Source organism: Sinomicrobium weinanense, assembly GCF_018863395.1.
GTDB classification, from domain to species: Bacteria; Bacteroidota; Bacteroidia; order Flavobacteriales; family Flavobacteriaceae; genus Sinomicrobium; species Sinomicrobium weinanense.
The window spans coordinates 55,474-75,230 of sequence record NZ_JAHKRR010000012.1 but is presented as its reverse complement, the minus strand read 5'-3'; the positions used below and the strand labels follow the sequence as shown (position 1 = coordinate 75,230).

Here is a 19,757-nt window from a genome sequence, read left to right as displayed (position 1 = left end):
AATAAACATTTAAAAAAACTCCCGTAACAGGGAGTTTTTTATTTTTGTGGAGACAGTACCGGGCAAATATATCGGGCAAAAGCATAGACAGTGAAGAAACGTACCGTAATAAACATACTGCTGATACTGGTTGTATTGGCTTTTTTTGTCACCCCTCTGGGGGATGAAAGTAAAATTCTGCTCAATAAATTGTTCGCTTCAACTCCGGAAATAGCAAAACCGCAGAAACGACAGAAAATATCGGGCTATGACTGGAAGCTGAAGGACGAAGACTGGAAGGTATTCAACTTCAAACAGTCTGAAGGGCGGGTCGTTTTTGTGAATTTCTGGGCTTCCTGGCGCATTCCCTCCGTGGCAGAACTGGAAGCCGTTCAGAAGCTCTATGACGATTACGGCGACAAGGTGGATTTTTATATCATTACAAATGAAAAAAAGGAGCCGGTAGAAAAACTGATGGAAAAAAGAGGATATACTTTTCCCGTGACCTATCTGATCATCGGGGAGGAAATGCCTTTTGATCCTGAAAAAGTCCCTTCCGGCTATATTGTGGATAAAGAGGGGAACATAGCTGCCAGCCAGGAAGGAGTAGGGGATTGGGACAGCAGGGAAATAAGACAGCTTCTGGATACTTTAACAAAGTGAGTTTAACGATGGAAAACCGGGATGATCTGAACATGAGAACGAGGACTTGATGAAGAAACGCCTTTGAGTATGAAAATTTCGAAACAACAGATGTCCAATCTTGCCCTGCTGCTTTTTGCAGTGCTCATTTTGTTTACCCCTGCCGGGACTACGGTAAAGATATGGGTAAACAGGCTCATCGCTTTCAGCCCGTCCGAGACCCCGGTAGAGGATAGGGATAATATTGGCAGCTATAACTGGGACCTGAGGTCAGCAGACGGAAAAATCTATGATTTCAATGCCGCCAGGGATAAAGTGGTGCTGGTGAATTTCTGGGCCACCTGGTGCCCTCCGTGTCTTGCCGAAATGCCAGATATGCAAAGGCTGTATGAAAGTTATGGCAACAAGGTGGTGTTTCTCTTTGTCACTGGGGAAGATATGGGAGAAGTAAAAGAATTTCTGGGCAAAAAGAAATGGAACCTCCCCGTGTATACTCCAATGACCAGGGCCCCGGAAAAAATGTACTCTTCGAGCATACCAGCTACCTGGATACTTGACAAAAAAGGAAATATGGTCGTGCAAAAAAAAGGTGCGGCCGACTGGGATAGCGATAAGGTAAAAGCGTTGCTGGACAGGTTGTTGCAGGAGTGAGGTTTTGTTTGGAAGAACTGTTCATGTGAATAAGTGATCCCGGATAGTACTAATGTGTTTTGGAGAAAAGTGGTAACTGGTCGACTGCTATCATATAGATATCCCGCATTCCGTTGCCCGGACTATGGAGCATTTCCATGAGCTCCTCATAGCTTAACCTTTGTTTTGATTGTTTGTCGTATAAACGTCGGTTACTCGTAAAAAACAAGTACCTGCCGTCGGGAGAGAGTTTGGCGCCAAATTCCCATCCCCCGGAATTGACGGTATCTCCGAGATGAAGCGGCTCGCCCCATTTATCATTGCTGTTATAGCTGATATAAAGGTCGTATGCCCCACGGGTATCTTTCCGGCCGTTGGAAGAAAAGATCATAAACCGTTCATCCGGATCTATATAAGCCTCTATATCCTGCCCTGCTGTATTGATCACAGGGCCCAGGTTTTCCGGTTCGGTGTACCGGCCGTTCATTGATCTCGAACGCCACAGGTCGCTGGTACCTTCAGGCCCCAGATTGCCCTCCCGCCTTTCGGAACCAAAATAGACCGTTCCGTTTTTGGTTACGGTCGGAAACCATTCAGATCCCGGACTGCTCAGTGCAGCTATATGTTGGGGATTGCCCCATCCTTCCGCTGTTTTTTCCATTTTCCATATATCGGTATCCGCCTTTACCTTGTCTCCTTTTTTAACGGGGCGATCGGAAATAAAGAACAGGGTATTGCCATCCGGGCTAAAGGCCACATCGGCATCACTGTACCGTCCCGAAAACGGTGCGACTTCCGGAGTTGTCCAATGTTCGTTTTTAAAGTGGGAGACAACAACCGTCCAGTGGTCAAATTGCGGGGTACTTTTTAAAAAATACACGGTGCTCCCGTCTTTGGTAAAAGTAGCGTGGGCATCATCATCGCCTGTCGATATCACCCCTGGGGCAAACAGTACCGGTGCTTTTTGGCCATGTGCAGCGGCCAAAGCGTAAGGAGGGAGAGTGTCGGTTCCTTTGTCATGGACCGCCGGGCGGTTTCCTGAAGGTGCTTTTTGTCCGGATACACTTTGAATCAATAAAAATAATACGGATAAAAGCACGGAACTCCTGTAATATTGATGTCCTTTCTTACAGGTTTTTAATGTCTTTTTTTTAGTGCTCATTTGACATCAGGTTTTCTGTTATCTGTCTCAAATGTAGTTATTTATTCTTAACGTACTGGGCGTTAACAGATTGTTAAGATCTAACAAAATTTATCTGTTGAATTATTTGGATCAAATCTAAATCATGTTAATTTTGCGCCTTAATTATAAATGATCTAAATAAAAACAAAATTAAATGAAATATCTTGTACTGTTTTGTTTCCTCTTATGTAGTTACGCTTATGCCCAGGAATCCACAGTAAGCGGAAAAGTGACCGACGAAAACGATCTTCCCGTTCCGTATGTGTCGGTTTTGGTGAAGGGAAACGGTAAAGGTACTACTACGGATGAGCAAGGGAATTATCGGATAAATTTCAGGGAAAGCGGAAAATACACGCTTGTATTTTCGGCGATTGGTTATACAACAGTCAGCAGGAAAGTTGAAATAATCCCCGGAAATAATACCAACATAAATGTTACCCTTGGGGAATCGCTGGAACAACTCAGTGAAGTGGTTATCACTTCCAACAGAACAAGGGAAACGCTGGACGAGGTGCCGTCATCGGTTTCGGTATTGTCTTCCACCCGGGTACGAGCCCTTGCTGAAACCAGTAACAGTGTGGCCGAGATATTGACAGAAGTCCCCGGAATAACGCTTAGTACTAACCAGACCAGTAATTCCGGCCAGACCCTGAGGGGGCGTAATATGCTGGTCCTTATCGACGGGATCCCGCAGTCTACTCCGTTGCGAAAAGGGGGAAGGGATATCAATACCATCGACCCGAGCACCATTGAGCGTATAGAAGTTATCAAAGGAGCTACCGCGATCTATGGAAATGGTGCCGATGGAGGTATTGTGAATTATATTACCAAAAAGCCAAAAAGCAATAAAAAACTGGAAAGTACTACGGTAGTTGGCGCCAGTGGATCATTGGTTGAAATAGACAATACCGTGGGCTCCAATATTACACAGACCTTTTCCGGCCATATTGACAAGTTTAAGTATGTGGCAAGCGCCGGCTTCAGGCAAACCGGGGTTTTTAAGGATGCCGACGGCGTAGTAACATCGCCTTATTACGGTTTGGGAGAAACCAGCCAGTACAGTTTGTTCGGAAAATTAAATTATACGATCACCGACAGGCAGTCTGTGGAACTTATGTATAATTATTTCAGTAGTAACCAGGATACACAATACATAACCCAGTTGGGGGAATACGGTAAAACGCCTTCTATTGGAGTGCCGGGAGAAGAACCCGGAGAGGATCAGGGAAATCGCTATAACCATAATATTCAGCTTACTTATGATTATAACCGGATCTTCAGCAATACGGATTTCAGGTTGAATATGTATTACCAGGGTTTTAAGACCGTTTACGGTTATACCGAGAACTTTTACGACCCTGACCTGGGTTATGAGGGCGGGCAGTCCAGCATCCTTTCCACCAAAAAAGGAGCAAGGTTTAATTTTAAGACATCCTATGATTTCGGAGCGGTAACGGGAGATATCCTCTATGGTATGGATGCCCTGAACGACAAGACCTCCCAGGAACTGGTAGACGGAAGGCCCTGGGTGCCTCAATTGGACATGAACAACTTTGCCCCCTATGCGCAGCTCAAGGCCATGTATGGCAATTTTGTGCTGAAAGCGGGTATCCGGTTTGAGAACATAAAGATCGACATTCCGGATTACACGACCTTAACACGATACAATGCAGGAGAAACAACGCCTAACAGTGGCGGAGTTGATGTGGAAGGCGGAAAACTGAATTACAATGCCACCACCTTTAATGTAGGTTTAAGATATAATAAATGGAGTTTCTTTAAGCCCTTTGTCAGCTTCTCCCAAAGTTTCTCAATTGCCGATTTGGGGAGGATCCTGCGCTCCGCCACCGAAAATACGGTAAGCCAGGTCGATCCGGAAGCAGTTATTGCCAATAATTATGAAATAGGCTTTAACAGCCGCCTGGGGAACGTATATTTAAGCGGAGCCGGTTTTATCAGTACTTCCGACCTGGGATCGACTTATAACGAGACCGAAAGCGGGGCTTTTGAAATTTTACGTCAGCCGGAAAAAGTATATGGTTTTGAATTTTCGTTGAATACGCAACTTATGAGAAACCTGGATTTCGGAACTTCTGTATCTTATACCGAAGGAAAATTAGACAGTGATGATAACGGGGATTATGAAAGCTATATGGGAAGTGAAAGGATATCGCCGGTAAAAGTCGTTTCGTACTTGTCGTATAAATGGCAAAACAAGTTCGACATTCGTTTATCACATATTTTTAGTGGGGACAGGGACCGTTTTGAACCTATTGATTCCGGAGATTACACTTACGGAAAAGGGCCTGTGGAAAATTTTAGCATCGTAAACCTCACCACTCATTATCAATTGACGCCTTCCACAAAACTGGGTGTCGGTATCAAAAACCTGTTCAACACCGATTATTACCCTTTAATTGCACAATGGGCGGCCAGGGACTTCAATTATATTAAAGCCAACGGAACCCAGTTCAATGTTTCACTCACAGTTAAGTTGTAGTTTTTGAACAATAGAGCCTTATTAAAATATCATTCCATTTTTGGTATTATAGCCGGTAGTTTCCTTTTTATCATAGGGCTTACCGGCTCTGTTTTAGTCTTTAATGAGGAGATCGACGCGGCCATTTTTAAAAAATACGAAGCCAGGGGATACCCGGAAGCCTTTAACCTGGATGCTGCTGTGGCAAATGTCCAAAAAGAATACCCGGAGTGGAACACCCGGATCATTCATCTGAAAAAAGGGGAGACCTTTGTCTTTAACCTACGCCGCCCGGAAGCCCGGAAACTGGTGTTCGCACATCCGGGATCGGGTGAGATCACTGGAGAGATAGATGAACACACCCATGTTACCAAATGGCTGTTAAAGCTCCATTATGCTTTGCACGCAGGGATTATCGGGAGGATTTTAGTACTGGTTACAGGGATACTGTTCTTATTTTCCATCATCACCGGTATTGTTTTGTACCGGAAGGTTTTTTTCAGGACCCTGTTGTTCAGGACAAAAATAAAAAAGAACAATAAGCAGGCGTATTATTCGGGCTTGCACAGGTATGTAGGGGTCTGGGCATTGTTGCTTAACCTGGTCCTGGTCATTACCGGGATCTTTTTAGGATACAAAGTGGTACAGGCGGGTTTCAAAAAGGCGTCAGAACCCCATCCGCCACAGTTAGCTATTTCCCTGGAAACAGCTCTTGGCAGACTTACGGAGGAGCACCCGGATTTTAAGGCAGAGTACATCCGCCTGCCTTCGAACGAAACTTCCGGTGTGGTTATCAATGGCCTGTTTAACGATGACCCCTTTTATTACAGCATGCATTACAACAAAATTCAGCTGAATTACAAAACAGGAAAAGAAGAAAAGGTGGTGAAAATTGCCGACAAACCACTTTCCTACCGGCTTGACAGTATGATAACCCCCTTGCATTTCGGCCAGTTTGCCGGGATATTCGGAAAGATCCTTTACGCCATCGTAGGATTATCGGGGCCTTTTTTGTCCATTACCGGTTTTGTGATATGGAGGTTAAGGCTGAAAAAGAAGAAGAAAAAATAACAGGCGTTCAGCTGTCCTGATATGCAGGGACCATATCGTTTCGGCCGGCCACGGCATGGTTTCCGTTAGCCACGATATGGTTTTGACTGGAAACGTGTTCGTTTCTAATGGTCCTGTATTGGTTTCTGCGGGCTACGACATGGTTTCCGTTAGCCACGATATGGTTTTGACTGGAAACATGTTCGCTTCTAACGCCCGGGGATTCGTTTCTGCTGGCCATGATATGGTTTCCGTTAACCGCAATATGGTTTTGCCCCGAAAGCTGTTCGTTTCCAATGCTCATGTATTCGTTTCTGCTGGTCACGGCATGGTTTCCATTAGCCTTGATATGGTTTCGACCGGAAACGTGTTCGTTTCTAATCCCCGCGCACTTGTTTTGATTGATGACGGTGAGGTTTTGACTGAAAACCTGTTGGTTTGGGCTAAAAAGGGTGCTGTAACGGTAAGGGACCAAACGGTTATTGAACTGGCCTTTCCTTTTTTTGATTATGGTTTCGGAAAACAGCAAAACCAGACGATGCTATACCGCGGTGTCCGGCCTGGATCCCTGGTCGCTGATAAACTGGTCAAGGTTATCGTCCTTTTGCAGTTTCAGTTTCTGTTTAAGCCGGTAGCGGGCCATCCGGATGCTTTTGGGAGTAACATTCAGCTTTATGGCTATCTCCTTATTGGTCAATCCCATTAAGATATAGGAACAGTATTTCAGATCGAGGCGGGTCAGTTTGTTTTCCGCTTTCTCCTGAAGGCCGGCAATGAACTCAGGGTGTATTTCGGCAAATTCGGCCTTGATGTCGTCATAGCCCTTGTCAACCTCATAATTTTTAGAGATCAGGCGGTTGAGCTGTCGGTGCAGGGGGTCATTGCTGTCCAGAGCGTTGAGTTTTTCTCTCAGGTCTTGCAGCAGGGTGTTTTTTTCCTCTACCTGTAAGGTGCCGGCAAGGAGTTCTTTTTCCAGCCGGTCCAGGCGCTCCTGCATGAGTTCGCGTTCGGCCTCCAGGCGGGCGGTCTCTTCGGCTTTGAGACTGGCCTGGAGCTTTGCTTCATTCCTTTCGCCCGTAAGCAATAATTGTTTTTGCTGGGATGCCTTGAGTTTAAAATGATATGAACGGAAAAGGAAGAACAGGGCCAGCAGCCCGGCAATGATAAGGATTAAATAATACCGGTTCAGTTTTTTGGTAAAGGCAGTTTCCTGCCGGGCGGCTGCGAGGGCAAGTTCCTTCTTTTCAGATTGGTATTGTGCTTCGAGTTTTTGGGTAATGGAAAGTTTTTCTTCGTCAAAAAACTCCTTGTCAAACGTCATATATTGTTTGTAATATTTCAGGGCCTTGGCATTGTCCCCGCTATCCTCGGCCACCCGCGACAGGGCACCGGCGATACGCATTTTCAACTGGGCATCGCTCTTGGAGTTGCTGGAAATTTCCGTCATTGCCATATTCAACAGCTTTTCTGCCTGATCATAATCGCCCTCTTTCCGGGCGTATTCGCTTAAAATACCATAACTGTTGACAATAATATCCGGGTAATCGCTTTCCCTTCCTACATTAATCGCCCGATCGAGGTATACCCGGGCACTGTCTTTATAGGCAAGCGGATAAAACTCATAATAGAGGTTTGCCATGTTCAGGGCTGCAATTCCTTCAGTAGTCGGGACCGTAATGTGTTTTCGTTTGGATTCGTTCAATTCCAGGATCAGCCTGTTATAATATTTGGAGGAATCAAGCAGTTGCCTTTGGCCGGGAGCTTTGCGAAAACGATTGAGATAGCTGTTGCCCATACTCAGGTAAGCATTTGTTATGGCATCGGGGTCATCACTTTTCAGTGCAGCATCAAGACAGAGATTGGTATAATACTTCTGTTTTTCAGGATCTTTCCAATAGGCGTGTATGGCAGCAAGGCGGTGGTAAATGATGGTTTGATGGATGAAAGCCTCCTCTCCTTCGAACAGACGTAGTGCTTCCAGCATATATTCATAGTCCTTATCCGGGTTTCCCACCATATTTTCCAACCATCCTTTTTGAGAGAGTACCCGTCCCTTTACGATCTTGTCCTCTGTCCGGGACGCATACCATTGAGCACTGTCTATGGCCTGAAATGCCAAAGCAATACTATCCTGTTGATAGTACAAATAACCCAGGAGGGCGTGAGTGATTGCACTATACTTTTTGTCTTTTTCCGGGTAACTGAGCTCAAGAGCTTCTTTTGCCATTTTCATTGCCTTTCCCGACTGTCTGTTCATTGACAGTATTCTGGACAATTTGTACATGGCTTCGATACGTTCCCCGTTTGTAGCACCCGGATTGTCGATAATGGTGTTCAGGGAATCGATAACTACAGATTGTGCCCGTGTTCCGGACGGGCGGAACAAAGTGGTAAAAAAGATAAAAAAGCAAATAAATAATGATCTACCCATGCAGTAAAGATATAAGAATTACAACTCCCCTGCTCAAATATACAAATTTCGCGGATGTTTTGTAGCCGTCGTATATGCGATATGAATTAACCCCGAAAAGGAAAATTTATGTGTGTTATTTATATAATTATGATTCGCAAAAAGTGAAGTTTTATGTTTTTTTAAAATATTATGCTTGCATAATATATTCACTTTTAGTATCTTGCCATTATATATAATTCGATATTTGATTTGGTATTTTTTATTTTTTAACCTTAATTCTTAAATTTTAGTATTATGTCATTTAAAGCAACATTATCCGTTGGCGGGAAAAAAGTAAACATTCTCAACGCCAACTACGACCTGGCACAGGAAGTAGATGCCACAGGACGACCTTCTTCAGTAACCCGCGGCGGACGAATTTACCTGACCGTAGAATCTACCGGAGACTCTTTCTTTTTCGAGTGGATGACCAACAATTTCGAACGTAAGAACGGAACCATCACCTATATTAAGCGTGACACTGACGCCAAACTTCGCGAAGTGAACTTCACGGAAGGATACCTGGTGAAGTACAAAGAGAATTTTGATCACAGAGGAGATAATCCTTTGACAGAGACTTTCACCATCTCCTGCCGTATGATTGCCAGCGGAGGCGGCGAACATATCAACGAATGGGTATAATGCCATTCCTTAATTTATTGTAATAAGCGATCAAGTCAAATATTACTGAAAGGGGATGGTGAACAATCATCCCCTTTATTACCCAAACTTTCCCCCCTCAAAAGCTAAACCAATTCTGGAGATATCCTTATTTGTACATGGGATATGTGACCATTTTGTAAAAAACGGGTCGTATTAGATAAGAGTATAAAACTGTACTTTAGCATTTTTACTGATATATAATTAATACTTTTAGTTTATGAGCTTTTTGGCGCGATTGACAGTGGACGGGAATGAATACAATATTCTGGACTGTTCCTATTCCTTTCACCAGGAGACTGACCACAACCGTAAACCCGTAGGGACGGCACGCGGGGGATTGATCCACCTTTTATTGGAATCCAATGGCAAGACCAATTTTCTGCACTGGATGGTCTCGCCCACCCAGACCAAGGATGGAAGCATTACTTTTTATAAACGGGATGCGATGAGCCGACTGTATAAGATCGATTTTAAAAAGGCCTACTGCATCCAGTTCAAAGAACATTTTAATGCCCATAACACGGCACCTTTGCAGACCCATATGGTCCTTTCGGTAAAAAAGATGAAGGTAGAGGATGTGGATTTTGAGAATACCTGGGATTAACCCGCTAAATTTGCCTGAATCATGATCAAGGACGAACTGGAAAAATTACACTACCAGGTTATACAACCCAGTCTGGAACAGGCCAGGTGCCAGGCGGGGCCCATGCTTCGGTCCTGTACTCCCGGTACCTTTGACCCTTTTCCCGTGTTAAGTACTCTTTTCCAGGAACAAATGGAAATGCGGAAATACGAACTGGCCAATATAGCAGAATCCATAGACTGCCAAAGCCAGGGGATGACCCTGGATGAAATGGACAGGCTTATTATGAATATGAATACTGGCAGCTCCGGCAACGATCCCTTTAAAAATTACGTTCGTCCGGTAGATTTTGGAAAAACAGGTTATAAGGTGTTCAATGGCTACCAATGGGTAGAACTTTCTGAACAGGCCACAATACATATGGATGACAGTTTCGGTCAGGAAATACAAGTATATGCCGAAGACCCTGCTACCGGCTATCGTTTGCGTATTTTTGATGATCCTTCCACTCCCGGAATAGAACTGGCTGAAAGCACTTATGATATGTTCCCTGATGAAATGGACCATCTGCACAAAGGAACTTTTAACAATAAAATACCGGAACCCGAAAGCCGGTTTGCGTATTGGGAAGATCCTTATTATCAAACCATAAAAAAAGGTGTTGGAGTTGGAGGAATCGTTACGGGAGCTTTGGAGTACAGGCATGTGGGGGAACTTATTCCTGGGGTAAGCCTGGAAAACAATATTGGGTGGTATACGAATAAGAAAGGTAAAGTTCGCGGATTATTCAGGCAAAGGACAGGCCCGGGTCCTGGGTTGCATAAGATCGGGGCAAGAAATGCGCTTAAAAGGGCCAAGGTATACAAGACCATAGGAAGAAGGCTTTTTGTGGTAAGTGCTGGATTTTCGATATACGAAATAACTGAAGCTCATTATAATGCAGATGCTAACAAATGGGGTGTGACAGGAAAAGCTGCTCTGGACATTACTATGGGGGTTATTGGACTTACAAACCCGATAGGTTGGGTCATATCCGGAACTTATTTTATAGGAGATGCGTTTGGCTGGTGGGGCGACTGGGGTAAATCTGCTGCCCAGCAGGAAGCAGAAGCAGAGGCCCTAAGACAGCAACGGCTATACAATCAATATTTAATGGAAATAACCCATGACCGGGAGTTTATGATAGAACTGGAAAAAACCAATCGACAGGAATTATTGGAAAATGCCATGCCGGTAAAAGATAATACTGAACTTCATAACCCACGTCTTATAAAAGAAATCATGAATAACTAAATATGAGTTGGTTAGAAAAAATACAGGCCCCAAAATTTTATAGATTTATTTATTATAAATCGTACAAACTTTTTTCAAAGGTTAGCGATGACGCTCCCTTGGCAGCGGAGTATGTTCTTTTTATCACGTTATTATTTCAACTGGTTTTTTTAATTGGTTTAATGAGCATAGTATCTGGTGTAAATTTATGGGGAGAATATATCACAGGTCACAATAAAGCCGTAGCGATTTTTTTTATTGCTCTTTTTCTGGGGATGGTTTATCTGCTTTTTGTATATAAAAAAAAATGGAAACGGATCGTTGAAGAATTTGATAAAAAAAATGGAAAGAACAATAGGGGCGTTGGGTATTTATTCCTGTACATAGTAGGGAGTATTGGACTCTTTGCTCTGGGAGTGTGGTTTTTAACTTTTAATAATCCTAATTATATCTGAAAAGGTGTAGTTCACTAAGATGGGCTATAAAGCTGCTTTCAAAAATTCCGGGGTAGCAAAACAATAATATAAAAAGACAATAGAAAATATGGCATTCGGATTCCCCCCAAAATGCGTTCAGGACATTCCCTTCAACGGCATGGACAAATCACATTTTTTGATCATTGCCATCGATACGGCATTCGACCTTGGTTGGAAGATGATGGTCATTGATGAAACGGGGTTTATTGCCCGGACCAGATTTTCCTGGCGGTCGTGGACTGAAGAAGTGACTATGGATATCAACAATGAAAAGGCAACTATTAAGAGCGAATGCCCCGGAAGCCAGATTTTGGACTGGGGCAAGAATAAAATAAATATCACCGCTTTTTTAAAGGCTTTTAAAGAAACAAAAAGCAGATTAACACGGGAAGAAATAGAAGACAAGCTGACAAACTTGCGGAAAGAACTTAAAAAAGAGCATAACGAAGAAGATACAGATCAATAACATAAAAATCTACGGCAATGATGAATGCAGAAATTAACCAACTGACCAAGAGCCTTCTCGAAAAGGTAACCGTACAAATAGAAGGTTTTGACCGCCGTGTAGAGTATAAAAATCTTTCCCTTTCCCAGGGCATGGCTTCTCACCATGATTTCAGCTTTTTCTGGAGGTTTAGTGAGGCCCCGGTCGAAGATTTCCGGCAGCAGGCCGAGGTTATTCAAAAATACCACGCGAGCCGGGTCCTTGTCAAACTAAAAGACGAGAAAGGCGGAGAGATCAGATTTATCGGGGTCATTACCCAAATGCATCCTTCCGATGCCACCGGGTATATCATCCAGGGGAAAAGTCTAACCGTTATGCTGGATGACATACCCCAAAGCCAGACCTTTATCGATAAGTCATTGCCGGATATCATCCATGATGCCACCCGTGATATTCCCCAGGAACTGATTCGGTCAGAGGGTATTTCTCCCAAATACCCGGACAACCTGGCTTATATTGTGCAATATAACGAAACAGATTTTACCTTTATACGACGTATGGCCAGGCGCTATGGCGAATGGTTCTATTACGACGGGGAACAGCTGCAGTTCGGAAAGTTGCAATCCTATAGCACAGAACTGGTAGATAAGGTAAACCTGCATCATTTTGTTCCGGGCAGCAGTATCCTGTCCCATAAGGTGAGTTTAAAGGGATATGATTATGAAAATGCAGAAACACTCACCGAACAAAAGCAGACCCCCGAACAAAACAGCCGAAGCCTGTTTGCCCGGAATGCTTTGAACAAGTCTTCTCAAAATGTACATAACCGTCAAAACCGGAATTATCAATATGTGGCCCATGTAGGCAACAACAGGGAATTACAGGAAATGCAAAAACTCCTTCAGAAGGCCAGTGAAGCCAATACGGTGATCTATTCCGGGGTAAGTGATGCCCCTTTACAGATAGGGGGAACGGTTACCATTATAAAAAATGGTATCCAAAGTGAATTTGTAATCATCAAGGCCACCCACAACTCTCAGGCCGTAGGAGAGTATCGCTGTCATTTTGATGCGATCCCCGCGGATATGGCTGTACCTCATTATACCGATCCATTCCATACCATAAGAACAGCAGAAACCCAACCCGCTGTTGTTACGGATAATAATGATCCCAAAGGCCTGGGACGGGTAAAGGTAAAATTTCACTGGGATTACGAAAGTACCTGGATACGGATGGTGCAACCCTACGGAGGAAGCAGCAAGGGATTTTATTTTATCCCGGAAACAGGAGAAGAAGTACTGGTGGCCTTCGAAGGGGGGAATGCTGAAAAACCATATGTCACCGGTACCATGTACAATGGCAACCAGGTAAGTGGCTATGCTACGGCAGAGAATGACCTCAAGGTGATCCACACGCGCAGCGGGCATATCATTAAACTCAATGATGCCAAGGGAGCAGAAAACATAACCATTACCGACAAGAATAAAAACACTATTTTTATCGATACTGTCGGTAATAATATCGATATCACGGCCAACGAAACAATGACACTGAACGCGAAAAATATGAAGATCAATGTCGAGGAAGACCTGGCTATTCAGGTAGGGAACAATAAATCCGAGATCGTGGGCAATGACCATATGTTCAGTGCAAATAACAATGATATACAGGTCAACGAAGAGATCAAGGTGATCAGTGCCACCTATAAACAACAGGCACAGGAAATGACCACCGATACCAGTGGGGAAATAAAGACCAATGCAGGAGGGCTTATCACCATAGCCAGTGCCGAAGGCGTAGATTACGGAGAATAATTGCAGCTTATGGAAAATTCAAATTCCGGAATAACACTAACGGCACAAAATACAGGTGCACAGAACCAGGAACCGGCACAGGTACTGAGTGGGGTGGATGTACAAACCTCCAACGTATATGTGGGCAATGCGGAATATGAAGAATACCTGCCGGAAGATGTTGTCAATGTTACGATCGGTGTCTTTTTCGACGGGACCATGAATAACAGGAAAAATGTAAATTCCCGCCTGGAACACGAAAAAGCGGAACGGAACGAACCTCACAGGGCGGATGTTGCCGCAAAATACAGGGAAGGGACAGGCAGTTATGAAAACGATCATTCCAATGTTTCCCGTATGGAACCGTTTTACGAAAAGATCGATAATGAAAACCTGAAGCAATTCTCCATTTACATAGAAGGTATCGGAACAGAGGATTATGAAGGAGATAGCAAGATCGGAGGGGGATTGGGAACAGGATCTACCGGGGTAAAGGCAAAAGTATATAAAGGGTGTGAAAAAGTTGCGGAAACCGTCGGCGAAGAAGGGATAGAAAAAATAAACATACTTACCATTGATGTTTTTGGTTTTAGCAGGGGTGCCGCAGCGGCAAGGCATTTTATTTATGAGATCCATCACAGGGAGGGCGATTTAAAAGAAGTGATCCCCCCGGCAGGACCGGGAGGAATGCCCACTAATATATATTATGAAGTGGATCGGGGAAGATTGGGAGAACATCTTCAAAGGAACGGGATAAAAGTAAAAATGCTTCAGGTCCGTTTTACCGGGCTGTACGATACGGTAGCATCTTATGGAGTGGCCCATTATAACGATACACAAGACCTGGGACTGGATGCCGTAAGAAGGTCGAGATACACATTACAATTGGCTGCAGCGGACGAACACCGCAATAATTTCAGGCTTACCAATATAAACAGCACCGGGGGAAGAGGACTGGAAAAGACTTTACCGGGTGTGCATTCCGATATAGGTGGCTGTTATGTCGATAATGCCGATGAAGATATCTGGGTGGATTATTCCCTTATCTCCCTTTCGAAGTTAAGGGAAGAACGGCAGCGTTTAATAGATGAAGGATGGTACAGGCCTGCTGAAATAACAGTTAATTCTTTTACGGGTGTATTAAGGGGATGGAGAAGAGGCCTGAGCAACAAGTATAGTTTTATCCCATTACAGATCATGGTGGAATATGCCCTTGAAAAAAGAGTGAATTTTGAGCTGGACTTATTGAGCAGACAATACTCCATAATTAATGAACTTACACATGTAAAGGCACGCCTGGATAGCTATGTAAAAGGCAATGCCCCTGAAATGGCTTATGATAACCCCGAAGACCACGAGGTTTTAAAAGAACTTAGAAACAGATACCTCCATTTTTCAGCACATTACGACGGTATTGGAATGGGGCCGAACAGAGAGAACGGAATACGGCAAAGAGTAATTCAGAACGGCTAATGAGACAAATAATCATCATATTTATAATGGCAGGCTTTATGTCCTGTACGAGTCAAAATCAAATGGAGAAATACGATTGGTTACCTTCGGTCTGTGCCCCAAAAAACTATCCGGCCGAAGTTGTTAGCGGATATTTTAATTTTAGCGAAGGCACTTCATTGTATATACCCGATGGCAGATTGTTAAAAAACGGTTGGGGAAAACCCGGTTCCATGCATGTAACGGGTGATGACCTGAAAGCCGTTCCGGAATCTATGGATATTGTATGGGCGTCATATACAGAAAAGCAATTTTACACCGGGCACTTTACCCTTCCGAAGGAAAAAATGGAAGCGCTTTTTAAAAAAGGGTTTACAGACCGTCTAAAAAAACAGAGCACTTATACCCGTATTTCTGTCGGTGTAGCCCCTGGCGGAATGGTGGCCGTATGGTTACTGGGCGGTGGAAAAACGGTTGAGGTGGCCCGTTTTCAGGCAGAAAAGACCCGGGAAGTCTCCAAAGAAACATTTATTCCCCACGCCGAGATGTCGGTAGAAGAGTATGTAGAACATGTGTATTCAACAAAAATCAGCGAAGAAATAAAAAACCAGCCACTCCCTTTTGATCTTTGGGATACCTACCGGGAGAGATACACCTGGCATCCGCAGATGGAATTTCAGGATAAAGAAACGCTTACAACAATATTGATAAGATATTACAACGGCGAAGGCCTTCATACAGAAGGTGGTAACCCTGAGATAACAAAAGACGAAAAAAGGGCCCTGCCCAAACGGTTCCGGCTGGAATGGCAGGATCAAAGCGGACAAAAATACGGGGCCAAAGTGATTTTTGAAGAAGAAGAGATCTTTAAGATATACAAAAAGGTCTTTAAAGAGAACAAAGAAGACAGGGCTACACTGATTATCCGGGTAAAGGAAGATAATACAGCATTACAATTGTTGTTAAAAGGGCAACAGGAGGAAATTCCCATTACAAAAGCGGAGATTAGGGTGTATCCGGTTTCAGATGATTGGTAATCCGTAAAAATGATGAGTACAACTGCAGATAAAGATATTACTTACGTATTGCACTTAAATAAAGAGCAAAGCATATATCATTATAAAGCAGAGGTGTATACCCGGATAAAAAAAGGAGAAACAGCTTTTTTTTCCAAAATAAAAATGCCCTTTTCCCTGCGATGTGAAGGGGCGGTCAGTACAAAAGCCATACAATTCAGGTTAACCCACCTGCAACGTGTGATGGTCGATGAAAAAGGGTTCCCCTTAAAAAAGTTATCAAAAGCCCGGCAGATCGCCCTGAAAGTGGCGACGATCAACGATGAGCTGGTCTTTGAGGTCAGCTCTTCCTTTGAGATACTGCGTGTGGTAAACACATCACAGGTAAGGGAAAAATGGGAGGAAATGAAACCCCGTCTGGTGGGGACATATCCCGATATTAAAAAAGAGTGGCTACCGGACTTTGAATGGCAATTACGGGAAGAAAACATACAGGACCTCTACAAAAAGGATACATTTTATGCCTTTCTTTTTGCCGGTATTTTTAACACCGGGCTGTCTCCCTACAAAGCAGTAAAAGAACCCGGATGGCTGAACAATGCAGTAGGTTCTGTCTCCCTGCCGCTCACCGTACATAAGAAGCTAAAAGATTTTTATCGTATTTTAGATACAGGGAGATTGGAATTTTCCGGAAAGCCGGACAGTGAGCATCCAAAATTTCCGCTACAAAAGCTGAACGTTTTTACGGGAAACCTGACTCCAGAGACAGGAAGTGAGCACAAGTTGTCTTTTAAATACAACGGCTATTACAATTTAAAGCCAAAATCCGGCCGGATAGACGGCGGAGCTTTGAAGATCGATATAGCAATAGGAGACCTGTACCGTAAGGAAACCGATATCCATTTAAAAATGCTGCACCATGAGTAACAAAATTTATGTGTGTGACGGAGCCATTGTAGAATGCGACCAGGGTTTTAACCCGGCCGAACTGAAGGTTACCGAAAACACAAAAATAAAAGTACAGGGCAAGCTAAAAGCCACAGACATGGACAGGCAGGTGCCCAAGACCTTCGGCAAATGCAAGCTCAAGCCCACCAGTGGCGACTATCTGCCCTGCGTGCCTGCCTTGCAGAAATGGACAAAGACCAGTGAAAAGACCACCCTGGGCGGAAGCAAGAAATTCCTGTTCCAGGACTCGGAATGCATGTGCAGTACCGGAGGAAAAATTACGATCACCGACCCCTTACAGGTAGACAGCGCCGGCAGCGTAGCCGAAGAATTTACCGAACTGGCACGTATGCTGCCCGGGGCCATGCTGGGTGCCGATCAGGCTCCGAAAGTAGTGGAGAGTTATTGGATGGATGAGGAAGGGAAAGAACGCATTAAAGGTTCAAAATATAAGGAAAACCTGAAACTATATGTGCTAACATCAAATGTAGATCCAGGAACTTCTGTTAAACTCAAGGTAGCAGATGATAAGCAGTGGGATATTGAAAAAGGGCAGAAAGAATTGATATACAAAGGCACTGTTATGGAGAATGGGGTTGCCGAAATGGAGATGGTGACCTTAAAAAAGGAATGGAAAGATACTGAAGAGAAATAAGCTATGGGAAGGACATTAGTTATAAAAAGTGTAGAAGTAGCTGGAAGGACTTTTGATTTTGATGAGAAATTAGAAGTTGAGGTAGAACCTTATGAGTGTCCGCATTGTAAAGAAGAGATTACTTTGGAGCAGATAAAAAAAACTATTGGTGGGACTATTTCTTCAAAACAGGAAGAAAATATAAATGCTGTACTGCCTTACTTAAACAAGTATAGGGAAGATTTTGGACTGGATACCTGTCTTAGGAAGGCGCATTTTGTTGCTCAAATAATTTTGGAATGTGCCAGGTTTAAAACTTTTGCTGAGTACGAATCCTATAGATACACTTCTGTAATCCCGGGTGTTTTTAGTAATGATACCATTACTTTTGACCAGACCATTGCCAATTCGTTGGAAGATTATTTAACCGATATAATCAAGATTGAAGACAAAGAGGGGAATATAATACCAAAAACTAATGCACAACTTAAGCAGTTGTTGTTAGATGAAGAAGTGCAGGTGATAGATAAAAAATTCTACGCTAAATATGATGGGGGAGAAGAATTACTTAAAGAGGTAAATGGAGAAGAAGAAATTAAATTTAAAATTATTTTGAAAAATCATGGTGTATTTGGTGTTCCCCTGCTCTCAAGAGCCTATGCTCCATATTCTGGGGACAAGAGAGAATTAGGTAATGGTGATGAACTTACCCGAGATGGATGGAAGTTTAAAGGAAGAGGGTTAAAACAGCTAACAGGGAGAAACCATTATAGCAAGTTTAAAGATTTTAGAGATTCTAATCCTTTTCCGGAGGATAATACTGGAGAAATTGATTTTACAGCTGAGAATGACAAAAATGACTTGACCGAAGGTAATTATTTAAAACTTTCTGAGAATTCGATGTATGCTACTCAGTCTGCACTGTATTTTTGGAATAAAGGGTCGGTCTATAAAGGAAAATATCCGAAAGATTTGGCAGAAGAAGATGATGTGGAAGGAGTATCAAAGGCTGTAAATTATTATGATACCGGAGGACTTCCAATGAGAGTAAAATATTATAAAAAAGCAAGAAAATCAGATGTTTTTAATCTCAAGAGGCACTTTCAACTTATTTATGAGAATGGAAATGAAGAACAAAAAAGAAGTGTTAAAAGATTACTCGAAAAATGGAGAGGAAAATATAAAGAAACAACTGAGTTATTGAAAAAAATAAATGAAGAAGAAATTATAGAACTCAAGCCTTTAGGCTTAAAAAAATAATTCCATATGAAATCTGTTTTAATAGGGCTTTTTGGATTGCTTTTTTTTATCTCATGCAAAGCACAAAAAATTATAAATGATATTTCTTTTCAAGTACAAAAAGATTCTGTTGAATTAAAAGATATTGGTTTTGTTACTGTTGAGAATTTATATATAAAGCTAAAGAACGGGGAAAAAGAGAAAAGAGCAAACGATCTAATTTTTGAACTTTCAGAAAATTTCATCAATAATTCGGAAATAAATAAGAGTATAGAAGGTAAAAAAGCTCTTTTGGAAAGTTGTAACGATTCGGAAATATCCAACTGCAATTATATTGTAGAGAAATATCAGATTTTATACGAGAAAAATGGACTTATAAATATTGAATATAAATTCCACCCTTTGTTTTCACCTCGTGAATATTATAAGTATGCATGTTACGATCTTAATAAAGTCGCAAAAATTAATGCTAAAGATTTTCTAAAAGAACCAATTACATTTCTTGAGGTATGTAATACAAAAATCGAGGAAAAATACAAAGAGTATCCTTCAGATAGTGATGGATATGAGATGGTCTCTGAATATTTAGAAAATAAGAATAAAATAACCATTGAAGATTTGGATGAAATTAGAATTATTCGAGATGATGTAGGCGGCCGGGTATCAGGTATAACGATCAACTTTCAGCCTTTTGGAGGGGTATATTCATTTCTAAACATGGATAATTTATTGTATTTTAAAATAAAAGAATTAAAACCCTATCTCAAAGAAGATTTTAAAAAGCAGCTCGGGTTGGAGTAGAACAAGGGAACTTATTTATT

19 protein-coding genes are annotated in these 19,757 nt (G+C 42.7%); 16 read left to right on the top strand and 3 right to left on the bottom strand.

Annotated features, from left to right (window positions below; translation table 11 throughout):
• The first annotated feature begins 90 nt into the window (after positions 1 to 90).
• A complete protein-coding gene (locus KN811_RS20270) occupies positions 91 to 642 on the top strand; it encodes a redoxin domain-containing protein (protein ID WP_187964439.1) in 552 nt (183 codons plus the stop codon).
• Between the two features lie 69 nt (positions 643 to 711).
• Entirely contained in the window at positions 712 to 1,272 is a 561-nt protein-coding gene (locus tag KN811_RS20265; protein ID WP_187964438.1) for a TlpA family protein disulfide reductase, read from the top strand.
• 49 nt (positions 1,273 to 1,321) lie between these two features.
• Here the strand turns inward: KN811_RS20265 and KN811_RS20260 are convergent, their stop codons facing one another.
• The gene (locus KN811_RS20260) at positions 1,322 to 2,413 is read right to left on the bottom strand and encodes a PD40 domain-containing protein (RefSeq protein WP_187964437.1); all 1,092 of its coding nucleotides are present in this window, start codon (positions 2,411 to 2,413) and stop codon (positions 1,322 to 1,324) included.
• Between the two features lie 175 nt (positions 2,414 to 2,588).
• Here KN811_RS20260 and KN811_RS20255 point away from each other — a divergent pair, with 175 nt between their 5' ends.
• Together KN811_RS20255 and KN811_RS20250 are read left to right on the top strand one after the other, a co-directional pair.
• The gene (locus tag KN811_RS20255; protein WP_187964436.1) at positions 2,589 to 4,934 is read left to right on the top strand and encodes a TonB-dependent receptor; all 2,346 of its coding nucleotides are present in this window, start codon (positions 2,589 to 2,591) and stop codon (positions 4,932 to 4,934) included.
• Positions 4,935 to 4,937: 3 nt separating this feature from the next.
• Positions 4,938 to 5,984 (top strand): PepSY-associated TM helix domain-containing protein, encoded by a 1,047-nt coding sequence (locus KN811_RS20250; RefSeq protein ID WP_187964435.1) that lies wholly within the window; start codon positions 4,938 to 4,940, stop codon positions 5,982 to 5,984.
• 7 nt (positions 5,985 to 5,991) lie between these two features.
• On the opposite strand, the gene KN811_RS20245 is transcribed toward KN811_RS20250, so the two are convergent.
• Both KN811_RS20245 and KN811_RS20240 read right to left on the bottom strand, forming a co-directional pair.
• Positions 5,992 to 6,267 carry a hypothetical protein gene (locus KN811_RS20245; RefSeq protein WP_187964434.1) on the bottom strand — a complete coding sequence of 92 codons (276 nt, stop codon included), beginning with the start codon at positions 6,265 to 6,267 and terminating at the stop codon, positions 5,992 to 5,994.
• A gap of 237 nt (positions 6,268 to 6,504) precedes the next feature.
• The gene (locus tag KN811_RS20240) at positions 6,505 to 8,394 is read right to left on the bottom strand and encodes a LuxR C-terminal-related transcriptional regulator (RefSeq protein WP_187964433.1); all 1,890 of its coding nucleotides are present in this window, start codon (positions 8,392 to 8,394) and stop codon (positions 6,505 to 6,507) included.
• A gap of 276 nt (positions 8,395 to 8,670) precedes the next feature.
• On the opposite strand from KN811_RS20240, the gene tssD (KN811_RS20235) reads away from it, so the two are divergent.
• The 12 genes from tssD (KN811_RS20235) (at position 8,671) to KN811_RS20180 (ending at position 19,737) form a co-directional block, all read left to right on the top strand.
• A complete protein-coding gene (tssD, locus tag KN811_RS20235; protein ID WP_187964432.1) occupies positions 8,671 to 9,057 on the top strand; it encodes a type VI secretion system tube protein TssD in 387 nt (128 codons plus the stop codon).
• A 238-nt stretch (positions 9,058 to 9,295) separates the two neighbouring features.
• Complete coding sequence (gene tssD, locus KN811_RS20230; protein WP_187964431.1) at positions 9,296 to 9,682, top strand: type VI secretion system tube protein TssD; 387 nt, start codon at positions 9,296 to 9,298, stop codon at positions 9,680 to 9,682.
• 21 nt (positions 9,683 to 9,703) lie between these two features.
• A complete protein-coding gene (locus tag KN811_RS20225) occupies positions 9,704 to 10,954 on the top strand; it encodes a hypothetical protein (RefSeq protein WP_187964430.1) in 1,251 nt (416 codons plus the stop codon).
• A gap of 2 nt (positions 10,955 to 10,956) precedes the next feature.
• Positions 10,957 to 11,388, top strand: coding sequence for a hypothetical protein (locus KN811_RS20220; protein WP_187964429.1), 432 nt, complete (start codon positions 10,957 to 10,959; stop codon positions 11,386 to 11,388).
• Positions 11,389 to 11,476: 88 nt separating this feature from the next.
• Complete coding sequence (locus tag KN811_RS20215; RefSeq protein ID WP_187964428.1) at positions 11,477 to 11,875, top strand: hypothetical protein; 399 nt, start codon at positions 11,477 to 11,479, stop codon at positions 11,873 to 11,875.
• Between the two features lie 17 nt (positions 11,876 to 11,892).
• Entirely contained in the window at positions 11,893 to 13,668 is a 1,776-nt protein-coding gene (locus KN811_RS20210) for a type VI secretion system Vgr family protein (RefSeq protein WP_187964427.1), read from the top strand.
• Between the two features lie 9 nt (positions 13,669 to 13,677).
• Positions 13,678 to 15,120, top strand: a complete 1,443-nt coding sequence (locus KN811_RS20205) for a T6SS phospholipase effector Tle1-like catalytic domain-containing protein (protein WP_187964426.1) — start codon at positions 13,678 to 13,680, stop codon at positions 15,118 to 15,120.
• Complete coding sequence (locus KN811_RS20200; protein ID WP_187964425.1) at positions 15,120 to 16,136, top strand: DUF2931 family protein; 1,017 nt, start codon at positions 15,120 to 15,122, stop codon at positions 16,134 to 16,136. The genes KN811_RS20205 and KN811_RS20200 overlap by 1 nt, the downstream gene beginning before the upstream one ends.
• 9 nt (positions 16,137 to 16,145) lie before the next feature.
• The gene (locus KN811_RS20195; protein ID WP_187964424.1) at positions 16,146 to 17,042 is read left to right on the top strand and encodes a hypothetical protein; all 897 of its coding nucleotides are present in this window, start codon (positions 16,146 to 16,148) and stop codon (positions 17,040 to 17,042) included.
• Positions 17,035 to 17,718: a DUF4280 domain-containing protein gene (locus tag KN811_RS20190; protein WP_187964423.1), complete on the top strand. Its 684-nt coding sequence runs from the start codon at positions 17,035 to 17,037 to the stop codon at positions 17,716 to 17,718. The genes KN811_RS20195 and KN811_RS20190 overlap by 8 nt, the downstream gene beginning before the upstream one ends.
• A gap of 3 nt (positions 17,719 to 17,721) precedes the next feature.
• Positions 17,722 to 18,957, top strand: a complete 1,236-nt coding sequence (locus KN811_RS20185; RefSeq protein ID WP_187964422.1) for a hypothetical protein — start codon at positions 17,722 to 17,724, stop codon at positions 18,955 to 18,957.
• A 6-nt stretch (positions 18,958 to 18,963) separates the two neighbouring features.
• The gene (locus tag KN811_RS20180) at positions 18,964 to 19,737 is read left to right on the top strand and encodes a hypothetical protein (protein ID WP_187964421.1); all 774 of its coding nucleotides are present in this window, start codon (positions 18,964 to 18,966) and stop codon (positions 19,735 to 19,737) included.
• The last annotated feature ends 20 nt before the right edge of the window (positions 19,738 to 19,757 follow it).

Excerpts from the sequence above, each read along its gene's own strand:
- KN811_RS20265 (WP_187964438.1), top strand. The coding sequence starts at position 712 with ATGAAAATTTCGAAACAACAGATGTCCAATCTTGCCCTGCTGCTTTTT.
- KN811_RS20260 (WP_187964437.1), bottom strand. The coding sequence starts at position 2,413 with ATGAGCACTAAAAAAAAGACATTAAAAACCTGTAAGAAAGGACATCAA.
- KN811_RS20255 (WP_187964436.1), top strand. The coding sequence starts at position 2,589 with ATGAAATATCTTGTACTGTTTTGTTTCCTCTTATGTAGTTACGCTTAT.
- KN811_RS20245 (WP_187964434.1), bottom strand. The coding sequence starts at position 6,267 with ATGAGCATTGGAAACGAACAGCTTTCGGGGCAAAACCATATTGCGGTT.
- KN811_RS20240 (WP_187964433.1), bottom strand. The coding sequence starts at position 8,394 with ATGGGTAGATCATTATTTATTTGCTTTTTTATCTTTTTTACCACTTTG.
- tssD (WP_187964432.1), top strand. The coding sequence starts at position 8,671 with ATGTCATTTAAAGCAACATTATCCGTTGGCGGGAAAAAAGTAAACATT.
- tssD (WP_187964431.1), top strand. The coding sequence starts at position 9,296 with ATGAGCTTTTTGGCGCGATTGACAGTGGACGGGAATGAATACAATATT.
- KN811_RS20225 (WP_187964430.1), top strand. The coding sequence starts at position 9,704 with ATGATCAAGGACGAACTGGAAAAATTACACTACCAGGTTATACAACCC.
- KN811_RS20220 (WP_187964429.1), top strand. The coding sequence starts at position 10,957 with ATGAGTTGGTTAGAAAAAATACAGGCCCCAAAATTTTATAGATTTATT.
- KN811_RS20215 (WP_187964428.1), top strand. The coding sequence starts at position 11,477 with ATGGCATTCGGATTCCCCCCAAAATGCGTTCAGGACATTCCCTTCAAC.
- KN811_RS20210 (WP_187964427.1), top strand. The coding sequence starts at position 11,893 with ATGATGAATGCAGAAATTAACCAACTGACCAAGAGCCTTCTCGAAAAG.
- KN811_RS20205 (WP_187964426.1), top strand. The coding sequence starts at position 13,678 with ATGGAAAATTCAAATTCCGGAATAACACTAACGGCACAAAATACAGGT.
- KN811_RS20200 (WP_187964425.1), top strand. The coding sequence starts at position 15,120 with ATGAGACAAATAATCATCATATTTATAATGGCAGGCTTTATGTCCTGT.
- KN811_RS20195 (WP_187964424.1), top strand. The coding sequence starts at position 16,146 with ATGATGAGTACAACTGCAGATAAAGATATTACTTACGTATTGCACTTA.
- KN811_RS20190 (WP_187964423.1), top strand. The coding sequence starts at position 17,035 with ATGAGTAACAAAATTTATGTGTGTGACGGAGCCATTGTAGAATGCGAC.
- KN811_RS20185 (WP_187964422.1), top strand. The coding sequence starts at position 17,722 with ATGGGAAGGACATTAGTTATAAAAAGTGTAGAAGTAGCTGGAAGGACT.
- KN811_RS20180 (WP_187964421.1), top strand. The coding sequence starts at position 18,964 with ATGAAATCTGTTTTAATAGGGCTTTTTGGATTGCTTTTTTTTATCTCA.